This window comes from Nocardioides maradonensis, assembly GCF_054777115.1.
Window position 1 is genome coordinate 160,619 of sequence record NZ_BAAHAZ010000007.1, and the last position, 22,571, is coordinate 183,189.

General features: G+C 70.3%; 18 protein-coding genes. 2 read left to right on the plus strand and 16 right to left on the minus strand.

Annotated elements, in window-relative coordinates; translation table 11 throughout:
• Nucleotides 1–54: 54 nt before the first annotated feature.
• From ACYVAQ_RS10320 to trpC, 7 genes are all read right to left on the minus strand, one after another.
• The gene (locus tag ACYVAQ_RS10320; protein WP_460788981.1) at nucleotides 55–1,536 is read right to left on the minus strand and encodes a glutamate synthase subunit beta; all 1,482 of its coding nucleotides are present in this window, start codon (nucleotides 1,534–1,536) and stop codon (nucleotides 55–57) included.
• Nucleotides 1,529–6,088, minus strand: a complete 4,560-nt coding sequence (gltB, locus tag ACYVAQ_RS10325) for a glutamate synthase large subunit (RefSeq protein ID WP_460788983.1) — start codon at nucleotides 6,086–6,088, stop codon at nucleotides 1,529–1,531. The genes ACYVAQ_RS10320 and gltB overlap by 8 nt, the downstream gene beginning before the upstream one ends.
• Nucleotides 6,089–6,232: 144 nt before the next feature.
• Complete coding sequence (gene lgt / locus ACYVAQ_RS10330) at nucleotides 6,233–7,165, minus strand: prolipoprotein diacylglyceryl transferase (RefSeq protein ID WP_460788985.1); 933 nt, start codon at nucleotides 7,163–7,165, stop codon at nucleotides 6,233–6,235.
• Nucleotide 7,166: 1 nt separating this feature from the next.
• Nucleotides 7,167–7,766 (minus strand): SCO family protein, encoded by a 600-nt coding sequence (locus ACYVAQ_RS10335; protein WP_460788988.1) that lies wholly within the window; start codon nucleotides 7,764–7,766, stop codon nucleotides 7,167–7,169.
• On the minus strand, nucleotides 7,759–8,583 hold the full coding sequence (trpA, locus tag ACYVAQ_RS10340; protein WP_460788993.1) for a tryptophan synthase subunit alpha: 825 nt from the start codon (nucleotides 8,581–8,583) through the stop codon (nucleotides 7,759–7,761). Before trpA ends, ACYVAQ_RS10335 begins: the two co-directional genes overlap by 8 nt.
• Nucleotides 8,580–9,794: a tryptophan synthase subunit beta gene (gene trpB, locus ACYVAQ_RS10345; protein WP_460788995.1), complete on the minus strand. Its 1,215-nt coding sequence runs from the start codon at nucleotides 9,792–9,794 to the stop codon at nucleotides 8,580–8,582. The genes trpA and trpB overlap by 4 nt, the downstream gene beginning before the upstream one ends.
• Nucleotides 9,791–10,576 (minus strand): indole-3-glycerol phosphate synthase TrpC, encoded by a 786-nt coding sequence (gene trpC / locus ACYVAQ_RS10350; RefSeq protein ID WP_460788997.1) that lies wholly within the window; start codon nucleotides 10,574–10,576, stop codon nucleotides 9,791–9,793. The genes trpB and trpC overlap by 4 nt, the downstream gene beginning before the upstream one ends.
• A 129-nt stretch (nucleotides 10,577–10,705) precedes the next feature.
• Between trpC and ACYVAQ_RS10355 the strand changes: the two genes are divergently transcribed.
• The gene (locus tag ACYVAQ_RS10355) at nucleotides 10,706–11,344 is read left to right on the plus strand and encodes a DUF805 domain-containing protein (protein WP_460788999.1); all 639 of its coding nucleotides are present in this window, start codon (nucleotides 10,706–10,708) and stop codon (nucleotides 11,342–11,344) included.
• Between the two features lie 58 nt (nucleotides 11,345–11,402).
• On the opposite strand, the gene ACYVAQ_RS10360 is transcribed toward ACYVAQ_RS10355, so the two are convergent.
• Genes ACYVAQ_RS10360 through ACYVAQ_RS10390 form a run of 7 tightly spaced genes read right to left on the minus strand, consistent with a single transcriptional unit; the run spans nucleotide 11,403 to nucleotide 17,443 of the window.
• Nucleotides 11,403–11,825: a DUF2752 domain-containing protein gene (locus ACYVAQ_RS10360; RefSeq protein ID WP_460789001.1), complete on the minus strand. Its 423-nt coding sequence runs from the start codon at nucleotides 11,823–11,825 to the stop codon at nucleotides 11,403–11,405.
• 6 nt (nucleotides 11,826–11,831) lie between these two features.
• Entirely contained in the window at nucleotides 11,832–12,032 is a 201-nt protein-coding gene (locus tag ACYVAQ_RS10365; protein WP_460789003.1) for an HGxxPAAW family protein, read from the minus strand.
• Nucleotides 12,033–12,072: 40 nt separating this feature from the next.
• Nucleotides 12,073–12,651, minus strand: a complete 579-nt coding sequence (locus ACYVAQ_RS10370; protein WP_460789005.1) for a Trp biosynthesis-associated membrane protein — start codon at nucleotides 12,649–12,651, stop codon at nucleotides 12,073–12,075.
• Nucleotides 12,652–12,679: 28 nt separating this feature from the next.
• Nucleotides 12,680–13,021 (minus strand): phosphoribosyl-AMP cyclohydrolase, encoded by a 342-nt coding sequence (gene hisI, locus ACYVAQ_RS10375; RefSeq protein ID WP_460789008.1) that lies wholly within the window; start codon nucleotides 13,019–13,021, stop codon nucleotides 12,680–12,682.
• Between the two features lie 20 nt (nucleotides 13,022–13,041).
• Nucleotides 13,042–14,835, minus strand: coding sequence for an ABC transporter ATP-binding protein (locus tag ACYVAQ_RS10380; RefSeq protein WP_460789011.1), 1,794 nt, complete (start codon nucleotides 14,833–14,835; stop codon nucleotides 13,042–13,044).
• Complete coding sequence (locus tag ACYVAQ_RS10385; RefSeq protein WP_460789013.1) at nucleotides 14,832–16,613, minus strand: ABC transporter ATP-binding protein; 1,782 nt, start codon at nucleotides 16,611–16,613, stop codon at nucleotides 14,832–14,834. Before ACYVAQ_RS10385 ends, ACYVAQ_RS10380 begins: the two co-directional genes overlap by 4 nt.
• A gap of 29 nt (nucleotides 16,614–16,642) precedes the next feature.
• Nucleotides 16,643–17,443 (minus strand): hypothetical protein, encoded by an 801-nt coding sequence (locus tag ACYVAQ_RS10390; protein WP_460789015.1) that lies wholly within the window; start codon nucleotides 17,441–17,443, stop codon nucleotides 16,643–16,645.
• Between the two features lie 61 nt (nucleotides 17,444–17,504).
• On the opposite strand from ACYVAQ_RS10390, the gene ACYVAQ_RS10395 reads away from it, so the two are divergent.
• The gene (locus ACYVAQ_RS10395) at nucleotides 17,505–17,915 is read left to right on the plus strand and encodes a hypothetical protein (protein ID WP_460789017.1); all 411 of its coding nucleotides are present in this window, start codon (nucleotides 17,505–17,507) and stop codon (nucleotides 17,913–17,915) included.
• Between the two features lie 5 nt (nucleotides 17,916–17,920).
• Here ACYVAQ_RS10395 and ACYVAQ_RS10400 read toward each other — a convergent pair whose 3' ends face one another.
• Together ACYVAQ_RS10400 and ACYVAQ_RS10405 are read right to left on the minus strand one after the other, a co-directional pair.
• Nucleotides 17,921–20,455: a DEAD/DEAH box helicase gene (locus ACYVAQ_RS10400; RefSeq protein ID WP_460789019.1), complete on the minus strand. Its 2,535-nt coding sequence runs from the start codon at nucleotides 20,453–20,455 to the stop codon at nucleotides 17,921–17,923.
• Nucleotides 20,452–22,560 (minus strand): site-specific DNA-methyltransferase, encoded by a 2,109-nt coding sequence (locus ACYVAQ_RS10405; protein ID WP_460789021.1) that lies wholly within the window; start codon nucleotides 22,558–22,560, stop codon nucleotides 20,452–20,454. The genes ACYVAQ_RS10400 and ACYVAQ_RS10405 overlap by 4 nt, the downstream gene beginning before the upstream one ends.
• Nucleotides 22,561–22,571 lie beyond the last annotated feature (11 nt).

Genomic DNA, 22,571 nt, shown 5'->3' on the forward strand with positions numbered 1-22,571 from the left:
AAAGCCGGGACCCGGCCGCTCTCGCGGCCGGGTCCCGGGGTGCTCGTCGTACGGTCAGACCATCAGCGGCCGGGCCGTCGGCGGGATCGGCGCCGGCAGCGTGGTCGAGCCGGTGAGGTACTTGTCCACCGCGGCAGCGGCGGACCGACCCTCGGCGATCGCCCACACGATCAGCGACTGGCCACGGCCGGCGTCACCTGCGACGAAGACGCCGTCGACGGAGGTCGCGTAGCTGTTGTCGCGCTTGACGTTACCGCGCTCGTCGAGCTCGACGCCGAGCTGCTCGACCAGGCCGGGCTGCTCGGGACCGAGGAAGCCCATCGCGAACAGGACCAGGTCGGCCGGGATCTCGCGCTCGGTGCCCTCGATCGCCTTGAAGTCGGGACCGACCTCGGTGACCCGCAGCGCCCGCACGTTGCCGAACTCGTCGCCGAGGAACTCGGCGGTCGAGGTCGCGTAGACGCGCTCGCCACCCTCCTCGTGGGCCGAGGAGACGCGGTAGATCATCGGGTACGTCGGCCACGGCTGGTTCGCCGGTCGGTCGTCGGCCTGCCCGTTGGAGTCGGCCGGTCGCGGCATGATCTCCAGCTGGGTGATCGAGGTGGCGCCCTGGCGGATCGAGGTGCCGAGGCAGTCGGCACCGGTGTCACCGCCACCGATGATCACGACGTGCTTGTCCGTGGCGAGGATCTGGTCCTCGACAGTCTCGCCGCGCGCGACCCGGTTGGCCTGCGGCAGGAACTCCATGGCCTGGTGGATGCCCTTGAGCTCCCGGCCCGGCGCCGGGAGGTCCCGCGCGACGGTCGAGCCGATGGCGAGCACCACGGCGTCGTACCGGTCCCGGAGGCGCTCGGCGGTCAGGTCGCCCTGGCCCACCTCGACGCCGGTGCGGAAGACGGTGCCCTCGTGCTTCATCTGGTCCAGACGGCGGTCGACCTGCGACTTCTCCATCTTGAACTCGGGGATGCCGTAGCGCAGCAGGCCACCGGCCTGGTCGGCGCGCTCGTAGACCGCGACGGTGTGACCCGCGCGGGTCAGCTGCTGCGCGGCGGCGAGACCGGCCGGGCCGGAACCGATGACGGCGACCGTCTTGCCCGACAGCCACTCCGGCGGCTGCGGCTTGACGTTGCCCTGGTCCCAGGCCTTGTCGATGATCGAGACCTCGATGTTCTTGATCGTCACCGGGTCCTGGTTGATGCCGAGCACGCACGCGGTCTCGCAGGGAGCAGGGCAGAGGCGACCCGTGAACTCCGGGAAGTTGTTGGTCGCGTGCAGCCGCTCGATGGCGGCCTCCCAGTCGTTGCGCCAGACCAGGTCGTTCCACTCCGGGATGATGTTGCCCAGCGGGCAGCCCTGGTGGCAGAACGGGATGCCGCAGTCCATGCAGCGCCCGGCCTGGGTGGTGATGATCGGCAGCAGGGTGCGGCCGATGCCACCGTCGGGGTAGACCTCGTTCCAGTCGTTGACCCGCTCCTCGACGGGGCGACGGGTCGCGACCTGGCGGCCGTCCTTGAGGAAGCCCTTCGGGTCAGCCATGAAGCACCTCCATGATCCGGTTCGCGACGGCGGCCTCGTCGAGGCCCTCGGCCTCGGCAGCAGCCTTCGTCTCGAGAACGATGCGGTAGTCGCGCGGCATGACCTCGGTGAAGCGGGCCAGCGCGGCGTCCCAGTTGGCCAGCAGCTCCTCGGCGACCGCGGAACCGGTCTCCTCGAAGTGCCGGGTGACCAGGGACCGGAGCTCCTCGATGTGCTCGGCGGGAACCGCGCGCAGCTCGACGAGCTCCTTGTTGACCCGGCCCTCCTTGAGGTCCAGGACCCAGGCGATGCCGCCGGACATGCCTGCCGCGAAGTTGCGCCCGGTCTTGCCCAGGACGGCCACGCGGCCACCGGTCATGTACTCGCAGCCGTGGTCGCCCACGCCCTCGGTCACGATCGAGGCACCCGAGTTGCGCACGCAGCAGCGCTCGCCGACGCCGCCACGGACGAACATCTCGCCCGAGGTCGCGCCGTACGCGATGGTGTTGCCCGCGATGATGTGCTCGTCGGCCTTGAACGTCGAGGCCCGGTCCGGCCGGATCGCGATCCGTCCGCCGGAGAGGCCCTTGCCGACGTAGTCGTTGGCGTCGCCCTCGATCCGCAGCGTGATGCCGCGGGGCAGGAACGCGCCGAACGAGTTGCCGGCCGACCCGGTGAAGGTGATGTCGATCGTGCCGTCGGGAAGGCCGGCGCCGCCGTACTTCTTGGTGACCTCGTGACCGAGGATCGTGCCGACGGTGCGGTTCACGTTGCGGATCGGGAGCTGCGCGCGCACGGGCTCGCCGTTCTCGATCGCGGCCTTCGCCAGCGGCACCAGCTGGGTGACGTCGAGCGACTTCTCCAGACCGTGGTCCTGTACGCCGGTGTTGCGCACCGCCTGGTCCGGGAAGTGGGTCTCGGCGACCTCGACCTTGTGCAGGATCGGGGACAGGTCGAGGCCCGCGGCCTTCCAGTGGTTGATCGCGTCGAGGGTGTCGAGCGCCTCGACCTGGCCGACGGCCTCCTCGATGGACCGGAAGCCCAGCTCGGCGAGGATCTCGCGCACCTCCTCGGCGATGAACTCGAAGAAGTTGACGACGAACTCCGGCTTGCCGTTGAAGCGCTCGCGCAGGACGGGGTTCTGCGTGGCGACGCCCACCGGGCACGTGTCGAGGTGGCACACGCGCATCAGGATGCAGCCCGACACCACCAGCGGAGCGGTGGCGAAGCCGAACTCCTCGGCACCCAGCAGGGCGGCGATGACGACGTCACGACCGGTCTTGAGCTGGCCGTCGGTCTGCACGACGATGCGGTCGCGCAGGCCGTTGAGCAGCAGCGTCTGCTGGGTCTCGGCGAGGCCGAGCTCCCAGGGACCGCCCGCGTGCTTCAGCGAGGTCAGCGGCGAGGCACCCGTGCCACCGTCGTGCCCGGAGACCAGGACGACGTCCGCGTGCGCCTTGGAGACGCCCGCGGCGACCGTGCCGACGCCGACCTCGGAGACCAGCTTGACGTGGACCCGAGCCGCCGGGTTGGCGTTCTTCAGGTCGTGGATCAGCTGCGCCAGGTCCTCGATCGAGTAGATGTCGTGGTGCGGCGGCGGGGAGATCAGGCCCACGCCGGGCGTGCTGTGCCGGGTCTTGGCCACCCACGGGTAGACCTTGTTGCCGGGCAGCTGGCCACCCTCGCCGGGCTTGGCACCCTGCGCCATCTTGATCTGGATGTCGTCCGCGTTGGTCAGGTACTCCGACGTGACGCCGAAGCGACCCGACGCGACCTGCTTGATCGCCGAGCGGCGCTCCGGGTCGTACAGACGGTCCGGGTCCTCGCCACCCTCACCGGTGTTGGACTTGGCGCCCAGCCGGTTCATGGCGATCGCGAGGTTCTCGTGCGCCTCCTTGGAGATGGAGCCGTAGGACATCGCACCGGTGGAGAAGCGCTTGACGATCGACTCGACCGGCTCGACCTCGCTGATGTCGATCGGGGTCCGGCCGAACGCCGCGGCGTCCTTGAACTTGAACAGGCCGCGCAGCGTCATCAGCCGCTCGGACTGGTCGTCGACGAGCTTCGTGTACTGCTTGAAGATGTCGTAACGACCGGTGCGGGTGGAGTGCTGCAGGCGGAAGACCGTGTCCGGGTTGAACAGGTGCGGCTCGCCCTCACGACGCCACTGGTACTCACCACCGATGACGAGCTCCCGGTGGGCCGGCGCGATGCCGTCCTTCGGGTAGGCCGTCGCGTGCCGGGCCGCGACCTCCTTGGCGATGTCGTCGAGGTCGATGCCACCGAGCTTGGAGGTCGTGCCGGTGAAGTACTTGTCGACGACCTGCTGGGACAGGCCCAGCGCCTCGAAGATCTGCGCGCCCGTGTACGACGCCACGGTGCTCACGCCGATCTTGGACATCACCTTCACGACGCCCTTGCCGAGCGCCTTGATCAGGTTCTTGACGGCGACCTCGGGGTCGGTCTTGACGAAGTAGCCCTCGCGAGCGAGGTCCTCGACGGTCTCCATGGCGAGGTACGGGTTGACCGCGGCCGCGCCGTACCCGATGAGCAGGGCGACGTGGTGGACCTCGCGGACGTCGCCGGCCTCGACCAGCAGGCCGACCTGGGTGCGGGTCTTCTCACGGACCAGGTGGTGGTGCACCGCACCGGTGAGCAGCAGCGACGGGATCGGCGCGAGCTCGGCGGTGGAGTGCCGGTCGGACAGCACGATGATGCGGGCGCCCTCGGCGATCGCGGCGCTGACCTCGGCGCAGATCTCGTCGATCCGGGCCGCCATCGCGGCGCCACCACCCTCGACGTCGTACAGGCCGCGGGCCACGTGGGTCACGAAGCCGGGCATGTCGCCGTCACGGTTGATGTGGCGGATCTTGGTGAGGTCGTCGTTCGAGATGACCGGGAACGGCACCACGATCTGGCGACAGGAGGCCGGGGTCGGCTCGAGCAGGTTCGACTCCGGGCCGATGGTGCCGTTGAGCGAGGTGACGAGCTCCTCGCGGATGGCGTCCAGCGGCGGGTTGGTGACCTGTGCGAACAGCTGCGCGAAGTAGTCGAACAGCAGCCGCGGCTTGTCGCTCAGCGCCGCGATGGGCGAGTCGGTGCCCATCGAGCCGAGGGCCTCGCCACCCGTGTTCGCCATCGGCGACAGGATGATGCGCAGCTCCTCCTCGGTGTAGCCGAAGATCTGCTGGCGGCGCGTGACCGAGGCGTGGGTGTGCACGATGTGCTCACGCTCGGGGATGTCGTCGAGGTGGACGATGCCGGCGTGCAGCCACTCCCCGTAGGGGTGCTCGGCCGCGAGCGCGGACTTGATCTCGTCGTCCTCGACGATGCGGTGCTCCTCGGTGTCGACCAGGAACATCCGGCCCGGCTGCAGCCGGCCCTTGCGGACCACCTTCGCCGGGTCGATGTCGTCGAGCACGCCGGCCTCGGAGGCCATCACGACCAGGCCGTCGTCGGTCACCCAGAAGCGCGACGGCCGCAGGCCGTTGCGGTCCAGGACCGCGCCGATCTGGGTGCCGTCGGTGAACACGACCGAGGCGGGGCCGTCCCACGGCTCCATCATGGCGGCGTGGAAGCGGTAGAAGTCCCGCTTCAGCTCGTCCATCTCGGTGTGGTTCTCCCACGCCTCGGGGATCATCATCAGCACCGAGTGCGGCAGCGAGCGGCCGCTGAGGTGCAGCAGCTCGAGGACCTCGTCGAAGGACGCCGAGTCGCTCGCACCCGGGGTGCAGATCGGGAAGAGCCGCTCCAGGTCGCCCGGGATCACGTCGGAGGCCAGGAGCGCCTCGCGGGCGCGCATCCAGTTGCGGTTGCCCATGACGGTGTTGATCTCGCCGTTGTGCGCGATGAACCGGAAGGGGTGCGCCAGCGGCCAGCTCGGGAAGGTGTTGGTCGAGAACCGCGAGTGCACGACACCGATGGCCGAGGCCATCCGCTCGTCGCGCAGGTCGGGGAAGAACTCGTCGAGCTGCTCGGTGGTGAGCATGCCCTTGTAGCCGAGGGTCCGCGAGGACAGCGACGGGAAGTACACGTCGGTCTCGCGCTCGGCGCGCTTGCGCAGGCAGAAGGCGAGCCGCTCCAGGGCCATGCCGGTGATGCGCTGGCCGGCGCCCTGCACGAAGAGCTGGGCGAACGTCGGCATGACGTCGCGCGCCATGACGCCGAGGATGTCGGGGTTGACCGGCACGTCGCGCCAGCCGATGACCGCGAGGCCCTCCTCGACGGCGATCTCCTCGATGCGCTGCCGGGTCTTGGCGACCTGCTCCTCGTCACCCGGGAGGAAGGCCGTGCCGACGGCGTAGCTGCCGGGCGCCGGGAGCTCGAAGCCGGCGACCGCGCGGAGGAACGCGTCCGGCACCTGGATCAGGATGCCCGCGCCGTCGCCCGAGTTGGGCTCGGCACCCGCGGCACCGCGGTGGTCCAGGTTGCGCAGGGCGGTCAATGCCTTGGCCACGATGTCGTGGCTGGCCTCTCCGGTGAGGGTCGCGACGAAAGCGACGCCGCAGGCGTCCTTCTCGTGGCGCGGGTCGTAAAGACCCTCCGGCGGTGGGAACGCGTGCTGGTAGGGCACCAGAGTTCTCCCGTCGACTCGTCTCCTGCCTGGTTCCGGCGTCATTGCACGTCCGGGACAGAAGAAGGTGGGGCGCAGGGGACAGCATTGGCCCACGCGGCGGAAAGGTCAGGTTACCACCGCGAAACGTGACGGCGCTCGCCGCTATTCGCCGGTGGACTCCTCGGCGACCGCGGCCGGAGCAGCGCCGTCGGGCGTCGCGGCAGGCTCCCTGCCCTCGACGTACGGAGCCGGTCCGGTCCCGGGGTGCCGCTTCCGGGAGACCCAGAAGTACGCCGCCCCGCCCGCGAAGCACAGGATCGAGATCCAGTCGTTGAAGCGCAGCCCGAGAACATGTTCGAGCTGGACGTCGTCGATCCGCAGATATTCGATCCAGAACCGGCCGACGGTGTAGATCATCACGTACGCCGCCATGGTGCGACCCCACCCGAACCGGAACTTCCGCTCCAACCAGAGCAGCAGCGCGAAGCCGGCCAGGTTCCACAGGCACTCGTAGAGGAACGTGGGGTGGAACAGGGTGCCGGGAGCGAAGCTGCAGGCCAGCCCGTTGTAAGGGTGATCACAGTTCTGCGGCCAGTGGTTCGAGTCGATCTGCAGCCCCCAGGGCAGCGTGGTCGGTCGGCCGTAGAGCTCCTGGTTGAACCAGTTGCCCCAGCGGCCGATCGCCTGCGCGACGAGCAGGGCGGGCGCGATCGTGTCCGCCATCGCGGCGAACCGGATGCCCTTGCGGCGGCAGCCGATGTAGGCGCCGAGGGCGCCGAGCAGCACCGCACCCCAGATGCCGAGCCCGCCGCGCCACACGTAGAGCGCCGTGACCGGGTTCTTGCCGTCGCCGAAGTACTTCTCCCAGTCGGTGGCGACGTGGTAGAGCCGGCCACCGACCAGGCCGAACGGGACCGCCCAGATCGCGATGTCCTGGACGTCCCCGTAGGTGCCCCCGCGCGCCTTCCAGCGTCGCTCGGCGATCCAGATCGCGGCGACGATGCCCGCGATGATGCACAGCGCGTAGCCCCGGACCGGGAAGGCGCCGATGTGCCACACGCCCTCGGACGGGCTGGGGATGGAGAGTACGGACACGTCAGTCCTCGCTGAGCAGGGTGTGGATGTCGGACGCGAACTGGGTGGCGGTCGTGCCCTGCTTCCACAGCGCCACGGCCTTGCCGTCCTCCATGCCGAGGACGAGGGTGGTGTGGCCGCCGAGGTCCCGGCCGCCGCTCGGCAGCAGCTTGCCGCTGCTGATGTAGATGTGGAAGGGCGTCGCGACCTTGGTGATCGTGGCCAGCGGGCCGGTCAGCCCGACGAAGCTGGTGTTGTAGCGGTCGAGGTAGTCACGAAGCACGCTGCCGGTGTCGCGCGCGGGGTCCGAGGTGATGAAGACCATCCCGGTGTCGGCGCGGTCGCTGCTGTCGAGCTGGTTGAAGGCCGCCGCGATGTTGTTCATCGTCAGCGGGCAGAAGTCCGGGCAGTGCGTGTAGCCGAAGAAGACCAGCGTGAGCTTGTGGTCCCGGGTGTTCTTCGCCAGGGAGTACGGCGCTCCCCCGGTGTCGGTGAGCTCGACCGGGGACGCCGGCCAGGTGTTCTCCAGGCGGTCGCCCGAGAACGCGGTTTCCTTGCTGCCGCAGCCGGCGAGGATCAACGCGGCGACGAGCGCCAGCGCGACGGCGACCGTCCTACGCACGCACCGCACCTCGGACTCCTCGGGCCAGCTCCTCGGTCAGCGTGGCGAGCGCGGCAGCGCCGGCCACGAGGTCACCGGCGTTGTCCTGGACGGCGCGCACGAAGGCGGAGCCCACGATCACCGCATCGGCGTACGCCGCCAGGTCGGCCGCCTGCGCGCCGGTGCTGACGCCGACGCCGACGCCGACCGGGACGTCGGTGGTCGCCTTCGTGCGCGCGATCAGCGGCGCCACCCCGGCAGCCGTGGCCTGCTTGGTGCCGGTGACACCCATGATGCCGGTGGCGTAGACGAAGCCGCGGCAGGCAGCCGTGGTGCGGGCGATCCGCTCGTCGGTGCTCGACGGCGCCACCAGGAACACCTTGTCCAGGTCGCGCGCGTCGGCTGCGGCGATCCACTCCTGGGCGTAGTCAGGCGTGATGTCGGGCGTGATCAGCCCGGCGCCGCCGGCGTCGTACAGGTCCTGCGCGAAGCGCTCGACGCCGCGCTGGGCGACCGGGTTCCAGCTGGTCATGACGAGCGTGGGCGTGCCGGTCGCCGCCACGGCCTCGACCACCCGGAACAGGTCGTCGACCCGGAAGCCGGTGTCCAGCGCTTGCTGCACGGCCGCCTGGATGACCGGGCCGTCCATGACGGGGTCGCTGTAGGGCAGGCCGACCTCGATGATGTCGCAGCCGGCGGCCACCATCGCCTTGAGCGCGGTGATGCTGCCCTCGACGTCGGGGAAGCCGGCGGGGAGGTAGCCGACGAGGGCAGCGCGCTGCTCGCTCTTCGACCGGTCGAACGCCCGCGAAACCGACCGGGCCGAACCTTGTGTCACTCCCCCACCTTGCCTGCCTGGCCCAAGCCGAAGTACTCCAGCGCGGTGCCCATGTCCTTGTCGCCTCGACCCGAGAGGTTGACGAGGATCGTCTGCCCCGGCCGCTCCTCCGCAAGCCGCAGCGCGCCCGCGACCGCGTGCGCCGACTCGATGGCCGGGATGATGCCCTCGGTGCGCGCCAGCAGGGCCATGGCCTGCATGGCCTCGTCGTCGGCCACCGGGAGGTACGTCGCCCTGCCGGCCGCCGCGAGCGCGGAGTGCTGAGGCCCGACACCCGGGTAGTCCAGGCCGGCGCTGATCGAGTGCGACTCGACGGTCTGGCCGTCCTCGTCCTGCAGCACGTAGGTGCGGGCCCCGTGCAGCACGCCGATGCTCCCCGCGTAGATCGTGGAGGCGTGCCGCCCGGTCTCGACACCGTCGCCACCGGCCTCGAAGCCGTAGATCGCGACCTCGGGGTCGTCCAGGAAGCCCGCGAACAGCCCGATCGCGTTGCTGCCGCCGCCGACACAGGCCGCGATGGCGTCGGGCAGCCGGCCGGTCATCGTCAGGCACTGCCGGCGCGCCTCGTCGCCGATGCCGCGCACGAAGCTGAGCACCAGGCTCGGGAACGGGTGCGGACCGGCGGCGGTGCCGAACAGGTAGGCGGTGTGGTCGACGCTGGCGACCCAGTCGCGCAGCGCCTCGTTGATGGCGTCCTTGAGCGTCGCGCTGCCGGACTCGACCGGGATCACCTCCGCGCCGAGCAGCTGCATCCGGGCGACGTTGAGCGCCTGGCGCTCGGTGTCGACGCGACCCATGTAGACGGTGCAGTCCAGGCCCAGGTAGGCGGCCGCCGTCGCGGAGGCGACGCCGTGCTGGCCCGCGCCGGTCTCGGCGATCACGCGGTTCTTGCCCATCCGCTTGGTGAGCAGCGCCTGGCCGAGCACGTTGCGGATCTTGTGCGCGCCGGTGTGGTTGAGGTCCTCGCGCTTGAGCAGGATCCGGGCTCCGGCGTGCTCGGAGAGACGCGTGGCGTCGTACAGCATCGACGGGACGCCGGCGTAGTTCTGCAGAAGCCCCTCGAACTCGGCCATGAAGGTCGGGTCCGCCAGCGACTTCTGCCACGCGGTGTCCAGCTCGTCGAGCGCCGCGATGAGCGCCTCGGGCATGAACCGCCCGCCGAACGCTCCTTCTCCTCCGAACCAGCCCAGCTGGTCCGCTGCGTAGGTCATGCCGTGATTCCCGTCATCGCTGCGACGGCGTCCTTGGGTGCGCCGTCCTTCACCAGTGCCTCGCCCACCAGCACAGCACGGGCACCCTCACCCACGAAGCGCTTGACATCGACGGGGCTGAAGATGCCCGACTCCGCGACCTTGACCCGGTCGTCCGGGATGAGGGGTGCGAGCCGGCCGAAGGTGTCGTTGTCGACCTCGAGGGTCTTCAGGTTGCGCGCGTTGACACCGACCAGCTCGGCGCCCAGGGCGACCGCCCGCGCGACCTCCTCCTCGTCGTGGACCTCGAGCAGCACGGTGAGGCCGAGGTCGGTGGCGACGTCGAAGAGGGTGCGCAGCTCACCGTCGTCGGTGATCGCGCTGCACATCAGCAGCGCCAGGTCGGCGCCGTGGGCACGCGCCTCGACGAGCTGGTACTCGGTGACGATGAAGTCCTTGCGCAGCACCGGGGTGTCGACCGCGGCGCGCACGGCCCGCAGGTCGTCCAGGCTGCCGCCGAAGCGGCGCTGCTCGGTGAGCACGCTGATCGCGGCGGCTCCGCCGGCGGCGTACACCTGCGCGAGGGCGGCGGGATCCGGGATGTCGGCGAGCGCACCCTTGCTCGGGCTCTTCCGCTTGACCTCGGAGATCACGCTCGACCCAGAGGCCCGGAAGTGCGGCATCGGGTCGCGCGGCGCGGGCGCGTCCGCGAGCCGAGCGCGGAGCTCGCCGAGCGGGAGGGCCGCCTCGCGTACGGCGAGATCCTCGCGGACCCCCGCGACGATCGCGTCGAGCACCGACATCCTGCCTCCGTCACCTCTCGAAGAATTGTCCGGGAACTCCCGAAATCTGCTGGTTTGAGTGTGTCACGCAGCGGCTAGGGTCAGGTGCACTGCCCGGGTCTTGGCCGGGCTCGACCGAAGGGTTTGCACATGAGCTACGGAACTCCGCCTCCCCCGCCGCCGGGACAGCCGCCCTACGGCGGTGGCCAGCCTCCGTACGGCGGGCAGCCGCCCTATGGCCAGAACCCCTACGGCCAGAACCCCTACGGCCAGCAGCCGAGCAATGCGACCGGTGACCCGGGCACGCTCGACCTGCCCTGGTACGGCATCGGATTCGTCGACGCCGTCAAGCGCGCCTTCCAGAAGTACGCCCGCTTCGACGGTCGGGCCAGCCGCAGCGAGTACTGGTGGTACGCGCTCGGCGTCGGCCTCATCGGGTTCGTGCTGTACATCCCCATCCTGATCGGCCTGTCGTCGATCAAGACGAACCCCGACGGCACGACCTCGGGCAGCTTCCCGGCCATCTCGCTCATCTTCATCCTGCTGCTGGTGGTCTTCGAGCTGGCCACGATCGTGCCTAGCATCGCGGTCGGCGTTCGCCGACTGCACGACGGCGGGTTCAGCGGATGGCTCTACCTGCTGTTCCTGGTCCCCTGCGTGAACATCGTGGGGCTGGTCCTCATGGTCCTGCCCTCCAAGCCGGAGGGTGCGAGGTACGACCGGAACGCCGGCTCCATGGGCGGCGGGCAGTACGGCGGCGGCTACGGCTCGCCGTACGGCCAGCAGTAGGTCGCACGGACGATCGCGAACGCCCCAGCGCTGCGGCGGCTGGGGCGTTCGTGCGTTCTCAGGGGGCGAGCCAGGCGCCCGCGGTGGTGTTGCGCAGGACGGTGAACACCACCATCAGGACGGTGATCGCGACGCCGGCGAGGTTGACGGAGCGCTGCGAGGGCTGCCAGCGCTCCCCCGTCCACCGGCCGTGCACCCAGCGCACGAAGACGTAGGCGATGAGCGGCAGAGACGCGATGAAGAGCAGGTTGCTCGAGGCCGCGGCGCCCAGGTGGAGGTCGGTCAGGTCGTTGACCGCGCGCAGGCCGCCGCAGCCCGGGCAGTAGACCCCGAACAGCGCGTACGTCGGGCACACGCCCCAGGTGCCGTGCTGGTGCGGGTCGCGCAGGTGCAGCGCGAGCGTCGCCGCTGCGAGGCCGCCGGCCACCAGGGCCGGCGGCACCATCCGCCGCCCGCGGGGCAGGACCAGCGCGGCGGTCATGTCAGCTCAGTGCCCGGATTCGTGGAACCCCAGCTTGGCCATCACGCCGAAGACGACACCGGCGGCGAGCACGATGGCCACGCCGACCCAGAAGATCGCCATGTTGACCGGCTCGACCATGATGCCGACGGCACCGACCACGAAGCCGGCCAGGCCGATCAGGACGGCGGTCCAGGCTGCCGGGGTGTTGCCGTGGTTGTCGGCCATTGTCGCTCCTCGCGGGTGTTGCGGTGCTTGCGTGCGAAGTCTACGCAGTCGGGTCGTGGCCCTCGTCGAGGGACTTCCACAACTCGATGTTGGTCTGCTCCTCGGCGGGTGCCGTGGTGGCCCGTGCCGAGTCGGCGGCAGCCGCGGGGGCGTCGTACCGGCTGCCCATCTCGGGCCAGGTGGGCGCCAGCCGGACCGCCACGACGGCCGCGACGAGGGTCAGGAGGGCTCCGAGCAGCGTGGCCCAGAACCAGCCGGTCGCGTCGAGCGGGACGGTGTCGGAGACGCCGAGCCGTTCGGTGAGGTCCGAGGCCGCGTTGCCCTTCTGGACGAACCCCCCGATGACGAGCACGGCGAGCACACCGGCCGCGGCGACGACGGTGAGGACACCGACCGCGCGGCGGAAGCTCCCGCGGGCCACGAGCACGACGCCCCAGGCGGCGAGGACGACGAGCGCGAGTGCGCCCGCCAACGGGAAGTCGACGCCGTCGCGGGCCTGGAGGGCGGCCGTCGGGTTCACCCCCTCGAGCGTCTTCAGGTAGGCGCCCTGGACGGCCAGCATCGTCTTGTGGCCGCCGACGGCGGCGAGTCCGGCGCCGACCAGACCGAGCAGCACCACCGGACCGACGGTACGGCGTCCTGCGCGATCAGCCACCGAGCAGGCCGTCGTCGAAGCAGGTGCGGGCGCCGGTGTGGCAGGCCACACCGACCTGGTCGACCTTGAACAGCAGCGTGTCGCCGTCGCAGTCGAGCCGGACCTCCTTGACGAGCTGGGGGTTGCCGGAGGTGTCGCCCTTGACCCAGTACTCGTTGCGGCTGCGGCTCCAGTACGTCGCCCGCCCGGTCGTCAGCGTGCGGTGCAGCGCCTCGTCGTCCACCCATGCCAGCATCAGCACCTCGCCGGTGTCGTGCTGCTGCACGATCGCGGGCAGCAGCCCGTCGGGCGTGCGCTTCAGGCGGTCGGCGATCCGGGGGTCGAGGGAGGTCACAGGGTTGAGTCTAGTGAGGTCTAGTGAGCGAGCTGGGCGGTCCAGGAGGCGTGCAGGCCCGCGTAGACGCTGCCCTCCTGCTCGACCAGCTCCGCGTGCGGGCCGCGCTGGACGATCAGGCCCTTGTCGACCACCACCACCTCGTCGGCGGCCTCGGCGGTCGAGAGCCGGTGGGCGATCGTCACGCTGGTGCGGCCCTGCATGAGCCGCTCGAGCGCGCGACCGATGCGCATCTCGAGCTCGGGGTCGACGGCACTCGTCGCCTCGTCGAGGACGAGCAGGTCGGGGTCGGCGAGCTGGGCGCGCAGCAGCGCGACGAGCTGCCGCTCCCCTGCGCTCAGGGACTCCCCGCGCTGGCCGACCCGGGTGGCGAGGCCGTCCGGGAGGCCGCCGAGCCAGTCGCCGAGGCCGAGCTCGTCCGCGGCCCGGGAGATCTCGGCGTCCGTGGCGTCGATCCGGCCGTAGCGGGCGTTGGCGGCGACGGTGTCGTCGAACAGGAAGCCCTCCTGCGGCACGAGCACGACGGAGCGGCGCAGGCTCTGTTCGCGGACGTTCGTCAGGTCCGCCCCGTCGAGCAGCACCCGACCGGTCGTCGGGTCCATCAGCCGGGTCAGCAGCTTGGCCAGCGTGGACTTGCCGGAGCCGGTCTCGCCGACGACGGCGACACGGCGACCGGCCGGGATGGCGAGGTCGATGTCGGCGAGGACCGGCGTACCGCCGGGGTAGGCGAAGCCGACGTGCTCGAAGCGCACGTCCACGGCACCGGCCGGGAGCGTGGTGCCGTCGGGGCCGGGGTCGACCAGGTCGGCGGGGGTGTCGAGGATGCCGATGACGCGGCGCCAGCCGGCGATGGCGTTCTGCGCGTCGGTGAGGATCTGGGTGCCCATCTGGACCGGACCGACGAAGAGCGTCACGAGGAAGGCGAAGGCGAGGACCTCGCCGGAGGTGGTGCCGCCGGACCAGAGCCGGCCCTGGCCGAGCCAGATGCCGACGATGAGCACGCCCGCGTTGGCCAGGCCGGCCGAGACGCCGCCCAGGGAGAAGGAGAACGCGGTGAAGCCCTGGGCGCGGGTGCTCGCGGCCTGGTAGTCGGCGACCGCGCTGTCGATGCGCTGCTGGGTGCGCGCCTCGATCGCGTACGACCGCACGACCGCGGCCCCGACCACGGGCTCGGAGATCGCGGAGAGCAGGGCGCCGACCTGGCGGCGTACCGTCCCATAGGCCTGGGAGAGCTTGCGCTGGAAGTAGCGCAGGCTGAGGAAGAGCGGGGCGAAGCAGAGCCACACCACGGCCGCGAGCTGCCAGCTGTAGACGACCATGACGATCGTCGCGATGAGCATCTGGCCGACGCTGACCACGAACAGCAGGCCACCGAAGACGAGGAACTGGCTGACCTGGTCGACGTCGCTGGTGACGCGCGAGACGAGGGCGCCGCGGCGCTCGGTGTTCTGGGTGAGCAGCGGCAGGTCGTGGACGTGCCGGAAGGCCTTGGTGCGCAGCGTGGCGAGGCCGTGCTCGGCCGCGACGAAGAGCCTGCTGGTCATGGCGTAGCTGGCCCAGGCGGTGACGACGATGCCGACGGCGGCGAGGGCCGCCATCCGCACCGTGAAGCCGAGGTCCGGGCCGTCGGCGCCGTGCAGGCCGTGGTCGATGGTCTGCTGGACGGCGACGGGTACGACGACCTGGCCGACCGAGGCGAGCACCGCCAGCACGAGCGTCACGCCCATGCCCTTGGTCAGCTCGGGCGAGTGGATGATGCCTCGTCGGATCGTCTCGATCGCGCCGAGGTCCTCGCCGGTGCGCAGGCCGCTCACGTCGCTGCCTCCATCTCGTCGGCCGCGTCGTAGGCGTTGACGAGGCGCGCGTAGTCGGGGTTGCGGGCCACGAGCTCGGCGTGCGGGCCACGGTCGACGATCCGACCGTCGGCAAGGAAGAGGACCTCGTCGGCGAGCGCGATGGTCGCCTTGCGGTAGGCGACCACGACGAGGGTGGCGCCGGCCGCGCCGCGGAGGGCCGCGAGGATGCGGGCCTCGACCTCGGGGTCGACGGCGGAGGTGGCGTCGTCGAGGAGCAGCAGGTGGGGGTTGCGGACCAGCGCGCGAGCCAGGGAGATCCGCTGGCGCTGGCCGCCGGACAGGCTGGTCCCGCGCTCGCCGAGACGGGTGTCGAGGCCGTCGGGGAGGGCGGCGACGAAGCCGTCGGCCTGGGCGGTCCGCAGCGCCTCCCAGATGCGCTCGTCGGGGACATCGGCGCCGAGGGTGACATTGCCGCGCACGGTGTCGTCGAAGAGGAAGGCGGTCTGCGGTACGACGGCCATCGCCTCGGCCAGCTCGCCCTTCGCGAGGTCGCGTACGTCGATCCCGTCCACCCGGATCGCGCCGTGGTCGACGTCCACCAGACGGTTCAGCAGCGTCGTCAGGGTGCTCTTGCCGGAGGCGGTCGCGCCGACGAGGGCGACCGTGCGCCCGGGTGCCACGTCGAAGGTGACGTCACTCAGGACGGGGCGCGCGGGGTCGTAGCCGAAACCCACACCGGTCAGCTCGAGCGCGGTTCCGGTGTCGGTGGCGGGGAGCGCTGCAGCGCCGTACTCCATGCCACCGCGGGCCGCGAGCACCGCACTGATCCGGCGGAAGCCCACCACGCTGCGCGGGAACTCGCCGAGCAGCCAGCCGATCGAGCGGATCGGGAAGGAGACGACCGTGAGCAGGTAGGCGACCGTCACGACGTCGCCGGCGACCGTCGCGCCGGTGAGGACGCGGTGGACGCCGAGGATGAGGACGCCCAGCACCGCGAGGCTCGGGAGCGCCGCGAGGGTGGGGTCGAAGGCCGCTCGGATGCGCCCGACCTTGATGTTGGTGTCCCGAAGGTCCTCGGCGACCTTCCGGAACCGGGCGGTCTCCTCCGGCTCGCGGCCGAGGGTCTTGACGACGAGCGCGCCGTCGAAGGACTCGTGGGCGATCTCGCTCAGCTCGGCGCGGAGCCGCTGCGCGCGGGTGGCCCAACCCTGGGACAGGCGCTGGTAGACGACATTGACCGCGATCACGACCGGGAAGACGAGGACACCGACGACCGCGAGGACCGTGTCGGCGAGGAACATCTGGACGACCGCGATCACCATCATCGCGATGGTGCCGACGGCCATCGGCAGCGGGGCGATCGGGCCCCAGGCCGCCTCGACGTCGGAGTTGGCGTTGGAGAGCAGCTCGCCGGTCGGGTGCTGCTGGTGCCAGGCCATCGGCAGCGCGAGGTACTGGCGGGTCACCGCGCGGCGGTAGTGCGCCTGCATCCGGTACTGCATCACGCCGGCGCCCAGGCGCCTGGCGACGATGCCGACCGCGCGGAGCAGGGCGACCCCGACGAAGAGACCGAGCACGGCCCACAGCCAGCCCGCCCCGATGTGTCCCGTCGCGAAGGCCGGGAGCACCACGTGGTCGGTGGACCAGCCGAGCACCCACGCGTCGGCGACGGTGAGGGCGCCGAAGAGCAGGCTGCCGATCGTGGAGGCGGCGAAGATCCACGGCTCCCGCTTGATGGCCACCCAGAGGACGGCGAACCCCGCCGTCGTCGTACCGCTCGCCCTGGCCTCACTCACTCCAGCCCGCAACCCTCGGTCGTCCCCGGCTATTCCGAGCGCAGCAGGCCGACGACGTCGACCGTGGGATCGACGAAGGCGGCGACGAGCCACTCAGCGGGCGACATCGCACCCGCCTGCTCGACCGTGTGCGGGTCGGCAGACGTCCGGTCCAGCTCGCGACGCCACGCTGCGAGGGTCGTCGGCGCCGTCCGTACGGCGCCCAGCTCGTGCGCCCGGCGCTCGACCCACGCGGCCCGGCTGGCGCTCACCTCGGGATCGGAGCTGAAGCTCCGTGCCCGGCGGAGCCGGAGAGCGACCGCGGCAGCAACGACGACCGCCAGGATCGCGCAGGGCAGCGCGCGCTCGAGCTGGGCATCGGTGAAGTCGCGGGAGTCGCCGGTGCCGACCAGCAGCCGATAGCCGACGAGCAGCGCCACGAACACGTCGGTGACCACCGTGACCGCCAGCGCCGTGCGCGGCGCTCGCCCGCCCGGCACGCGGAGCACGAGCACGATGGCCAGGAGGGCAGCGGCCGCCACTCCGCACGCGGCCGCCGTGTCGGCGGACAGCTGCGGGTCGGCGTACAGGTTCTTGCGGCCGGGCGGATCGAGCATCGCCCCTGATCCGAGCAGGCCGGTAAGCCCGAGCCCGAGCAGCACCCACCACCCGACGGTCCGGCCGCGCTCGACTCGCGTCGGCTCCCCGCGTGCGACCTCGACGGCGTGGCCACGCAGACCCGGGAGGTGGCGGACCAGGACGGCCCACGCCGCCTCATCACGACGCAGCACGCCGGCCGCGATTCGACTCACCGCCCGCAACTCCTCTGGCGAGCCCTCGAGACGGATCATGGGGTCAGGTTAGGTGCCACAGGAGGATGCGCCCGAGCCAGCCGGCTGCGAGGGTGGCCGCATGAACATCGTGGTCCTGGTGCTCCTCGTCCTGCAGTCGCTGATCGGGGTGCTGGCCCTGCTTTGCTGGCGGCGCGCTGTTCATTCGGGCGCGCGGTTCCCGCTGGCGCTGGTGGCGAGCCACATCGCTGTGGTCGACGCCGCAACGGGGCTCTGGATCGTGCGCCTGGTCTCCGACCGCGCCGGCTGGGGTTGGGCGGCACTGGTGGTGCTTCTTGCCGGTAACGGCATCGGCGATCTCGTGCTTGCCGGCCGGTGGCGGCTGGACAAGGCCGTCGGCGGTCAGTGGCTGAAGGGCTGGCTGTCGGCGGCCAAGGGCCTCACGAACCCCAAGCGCCGCATCGGGGCCGCCCACGCGGTCGGGGCCGGGGTCACGACTGTCGCGATGCTGGTCGCCTGTCTCGTCGGCTGACCGCGTCAGAGGTAGTCCGACGCGATGCCGCTCTCGTAGAGCGCCTCCGCGGACTCCGCTCCTGCTATGGCCGTCCGGACGTCGGCGCGAGTCAGGTCGAGAACCCGCATCACGCCCCCGACCTCGGCAACGGCCTCGATGCGGTGGAAGTCATCGGCGAATTGCTCCGCGTACGCCGCCAGGCCCCTGAGCTTCGGGACGGCGTCATCGAGGTGGGTGCCGTGCGGGTCGACGATCGAGGGTCGCACCTGCCCGTCGACCTCCTCGAAGAAGACGAAGTCGGGGCACAGTCGCCGCCACGAGTCCAGCCGATCGCGATACGCGATGGCCAGTGCGTCGGACGAGGCTCGGGAAGGGTTGCGGTACCAGGCGACCGCGCGCTCCAGCTCGGTGTCGAGCACGCGACGTTCCCAGGGCCGCAGGCCTCCGACCGGAAACTGGCCCCCTCCATCGGCGAGCAGGTGACCGCCGACCGTTTCGAGAGCATTGCCACGCAGGTCCTCGATCGGCTCCGAGCGGACGACTGGGCGCGTGACCTCGACCCTCGACGGCTCGCCCGCCTGGGCACGCAGGTCGTCGTAAAAGGCTCTGCTCTCATCGTTGAGCCGCTTGATGGCGACCCGATGCTCGGCGTCCCACGCCGCGAACAGACGGTCCGCTTCGGAGTCGAGCTGCTCCACGATCTCGGGGACGCGTGCGATGGCCGCCGTCCGGAGGTGTGCCTCGAAGTAGCCGTCGTCGTAGACGTCCTCGAGGACGTCGGCGTACGCCGCCGCGAGCTGGGGCGTGAGGACGCGTCGAGCCACGCGGTAGTCGGCCTCGACCGCGCGGTCGTCCGCCGCGAGGGCGAACCCGGTCGACCCGACCACCTCGCGCTCGCCCAGCCCGAACGCGATGCGTTCCCCGCTCATCTCCCGCACGTCCGCGACCTGCGCGTCGATCTTCTCCTCGTACTGCACCGCCTTGCCGCGCAGGAAGGCGACGAGCTCGCCGATCGCGGCCTCGTAGGCGCCCGGCCTGATCCCGTCCTTGGCGAGCGCCGCGGCGTACGCCGTGAACCGACCCACCGGCCGGGATCCCCGCCGCGGAACGGTCTGTGACGGCAGGGCGTCGAACGCCTCCCAGACCTCCTCACCAACGTCACGGTTCGCGCGGAAGTCCTGCTTGCGCAGCACGACCACCGGCCCTGGGCCGGGCCCGTCCCCGCCGTTGATCGCGCGGGCGACCTGCTCAGCCGCAGTGCGGTTGAACAGCGGCAGGATGCACTCGACCTCGTTGAGGCGGTCGTCGCCGGGGATACGCCGGGCCAGCGGCGTACGCACCATGCGGCCGAGCAGTTGCGTGATGTGCGTGAGGTCCTGCGCCGGTCTGAACGACACCAGCACCTCGGCGCGGGGACAGTCCCAACCGGTCGAGATCGCGTCCTTGGCGAACAGCACGCGGACGTGCGTGCGTTCCGCAACATCCTGGGGAGCGACGTAGGCGAGCTCGAGGTCCGCGATCGCCAGACCTGTCCCTTCACCGAAGACATGAGCGAGGTTGTCGATCGACAGCTCGGGCCATGCGTCGAGCACCGTGTGCACCGCGGCGGCGAGCTGTTCGTCAGAAGGCTTGTTGGGCATCTGCACGACGAGGAGCGGTTCCACCGGTGTTCCGCCGCCGTCCGGTGATGCCTGGTAGGCCGACCAGAGCTCTGCCACCTCCCTGGTCCGCTCGACCGCATGTCGGAGGAGCACGGTGTCGAAGGCCCCCGCCTCGGTGGGGAAGGACAGGACCAGCTTGTCCTTGAGCAGACCCGACTCCTGGACCTTGGCCGCGTCGACGACCACATCCGGGAGCGAGGTCCGGTCAGCGGCCTTCGCCATGGCGTCGCGATAGCGCTCGATGGTGGCGCTGATACCGAGGACGATCGGTACGGGCGGGGCACCGGCCTCGCCGTTGATCAGCGTGGTGACGATCGTGGACTTCTCCCCCGTGTCGCGCTTGGAGGTGTTCATCCCGATGTGTGCCTCGTCGAGGATGACGTAGAGCGTGGTGCCCGGGTCCTCGATCGTGTTGCCGAGCACCTCCCAGAACGTGCGGGCGCGCAGGTCCGGCGCTGCGAGCACCGCGTCGTCCTCCTGGGCGCCGGCTCCGCGAACGAGCCGAGCGTTCTTGCTCAGCTTCTGGGAGTTGAGGAAGTAGACGGTGCCCGGCCGCAGCTGCTCGTCGCTGAACGTGGACTCCACGACACGGAGGCGGTTGCTGCCGATCCGGTCGGACGCCTGCATGATCCGGTGGCGGGTCTGCTCGTTGAGCGACGGATCGCTCGTGAACCACAGGACGGTGGCGGTCGGGTCCGCCGGTACGTCGTAGTCGGGGTCACCGAAGAACAGCGCCTCGATGATGGCCGCCGCCATGACCGTCTTGCCGGCACCGGTGGCCGCCGTCAACGCGACGGAGCTCGCCTTGCCTCGTGTCGCGAGCAACCTCGCGGTGTCGAGGTTGTCGAGGACGGCGGCGACAGCCTCGGCCTGGTAGTCCTTGAGTGCGAGCTTCATGCGTTCCCGCCCACGGCGAAGCTGGTCAGGTACGACTCGTAGAGGCGCACCGGTTCGACGCCTTCGGGCAGGTCCGTGCACACCATCTGGAACGCCCGCTCGTCATCGGTGACGACGAAGGCCATGCACACCTCATCGGCACGTGCGACCGCGGCCAGGAACGCGCCCGCGGCATCGACGTCGAACAACACCCCATAGGTGTCGGCCAGGTCGTAGGTCGTGGTCGGTACGTCGATCCTCCGGCCGCGTGCACCGGCCTTCAACCACAGCAGCGGCGCGATCGCCTCGAACGACTTGCCATGCTGAACGGCTCGCGGTGCCTCGTAGGTCATGGTGAAGAACTCGACGTTCTCCTCGAACCCGTCGGCCATCGGAAACTCGTCCGTGAACTTGTAGTCGCCCTTGATCGGATCGCCGCTCGGAGTGCGGCCGGTGATCGCCGCCTTGATGCGCGGCTTGGTGATGTAGTCGCAGATGCCCCACTGCTCCCACTCCGGGTCGCCGGGCCGGAGCCCCTGCTCGCGCAGCTTCTTCTGCTCCTCCGCGCTCACCTCGTTGTTGGTCACCGCGATGCACTGCCGGCGGCCGCCGTCCTGCTTGTTGAGCCGCATCACCGCGTGGGCGGTGGTGCCGGAGCCGGAGAAGAAGTCAAGGACGACCGCATCAAGCTTGTCGCTCACGAAGAAGCGGAGCGAGTCCTCGACGGCATAGAGCGACTTGGGAAATGGAAAGGACCGCTTCGGAATCAACGATCGGTTGATCCAGGACCCATAGGTACGGCTGTCATGGGAAGACTTGTTCCATGCCGTCTTAGCGTAGAGAAGCCTCCGCCTTCCCTCGGTATAGTCAATCTCCAGCCAGCCTTGCGGCGCCCGCCCGACGACCTTCAGTTCACCAGAGGTAAGCCGCTCCACTTGTGCATTGCGAAGGTATTGGACGCTCCACAAACCGTTCCGCCCTCTGCCGGCCGTTCGGACTTGTCCCGCTTTCAATCGCTCTTCGAACGACTGGCGACGGAGTTCCCAACGACCGTCACTACCGTCTACCTGCGTGGGCCATGCCGCCTCCAGCCCGTCCGGCGGGACATACGTGTCGCGCGGCACGTCTCGCCCCAACGGCTCGCCACTGCCGCGGATCGCACCGGTGCTCGGATCGACCAGGACCGGATAGAACTTGGACGGTGAGTCCGACCGGCTCGGCCCGGCCCCGAGCCGCCGCATCTGATTCCAGATCGGCGAACGGTTCTGCGATTCGGCGCGGGTCTCGGTGAAGAGCATGTCATCTGCCGTCTTCACGGGAGCGGCGGAACCGATCATCACGAAGTAGACGAACTCGTTGACCCGGGTGAACTCGCGGTTGCGAGCCGCACCGCTCGGACTAATCACCGAGCTGATCATCTGAATGTTCGACTCGACGAACGTCTGCTGAAGCAACAACCCGAGCCGCAGGTACTCCTTCTCGTCGATCGTGACGATGAGCACCGAGTTGTCGGGGTTCAGCAGGCGCTTGGCGAGCTTGAGACGACGCTCCATGAAGGCCAGCCACTTGGAGTGGCGGTAGGCGTCGTCGCCGTCGACGTAGTCGTTGTTGTACTTCCAGTCCTTCGCGCCCGTGTTGTACGGCGGGTCGATGTAGATGGCGTCGACCTTGCCCTCGTGGGTGTAGAGCAGGGCCTCAAGGGCGTGGTAGTTCTCGGCGTTGATCACCGAGTGGAAGGGCTTGTCACCGCCACGTTCGACCTTCCCGGTGGAGACCAGCCCGGGGAAGATCGGGTCCCGGAACTCCGCGACCACGACCAGGTCGGTCACCGACACCTGGGTCGCCTCGTCGTCGATGACGACGGTCGCGACGCCGTCGGCCACGCGCAGGACGAGTCCCAACCGTGAGTCGGCCTTCGCGGCGCTTCCCCGGGGCGGCAGGACGCGCACCTTGTCACCACGCCGCACCGGACGGCCGGGAAGGTCGACGGCCTCGGGCACGTGCCGCTCGAAGTTGAGGCCGAACTGTCGGCGCTCGGAAAGAGCCTTGACCTCGGCTCGGAGATCGGCCGCGAGCTGGGCATCGGTCCGCTCGACCTGCCGCAGCAGGTCGCTCAGCCGTGACACCCGAGCTGCCC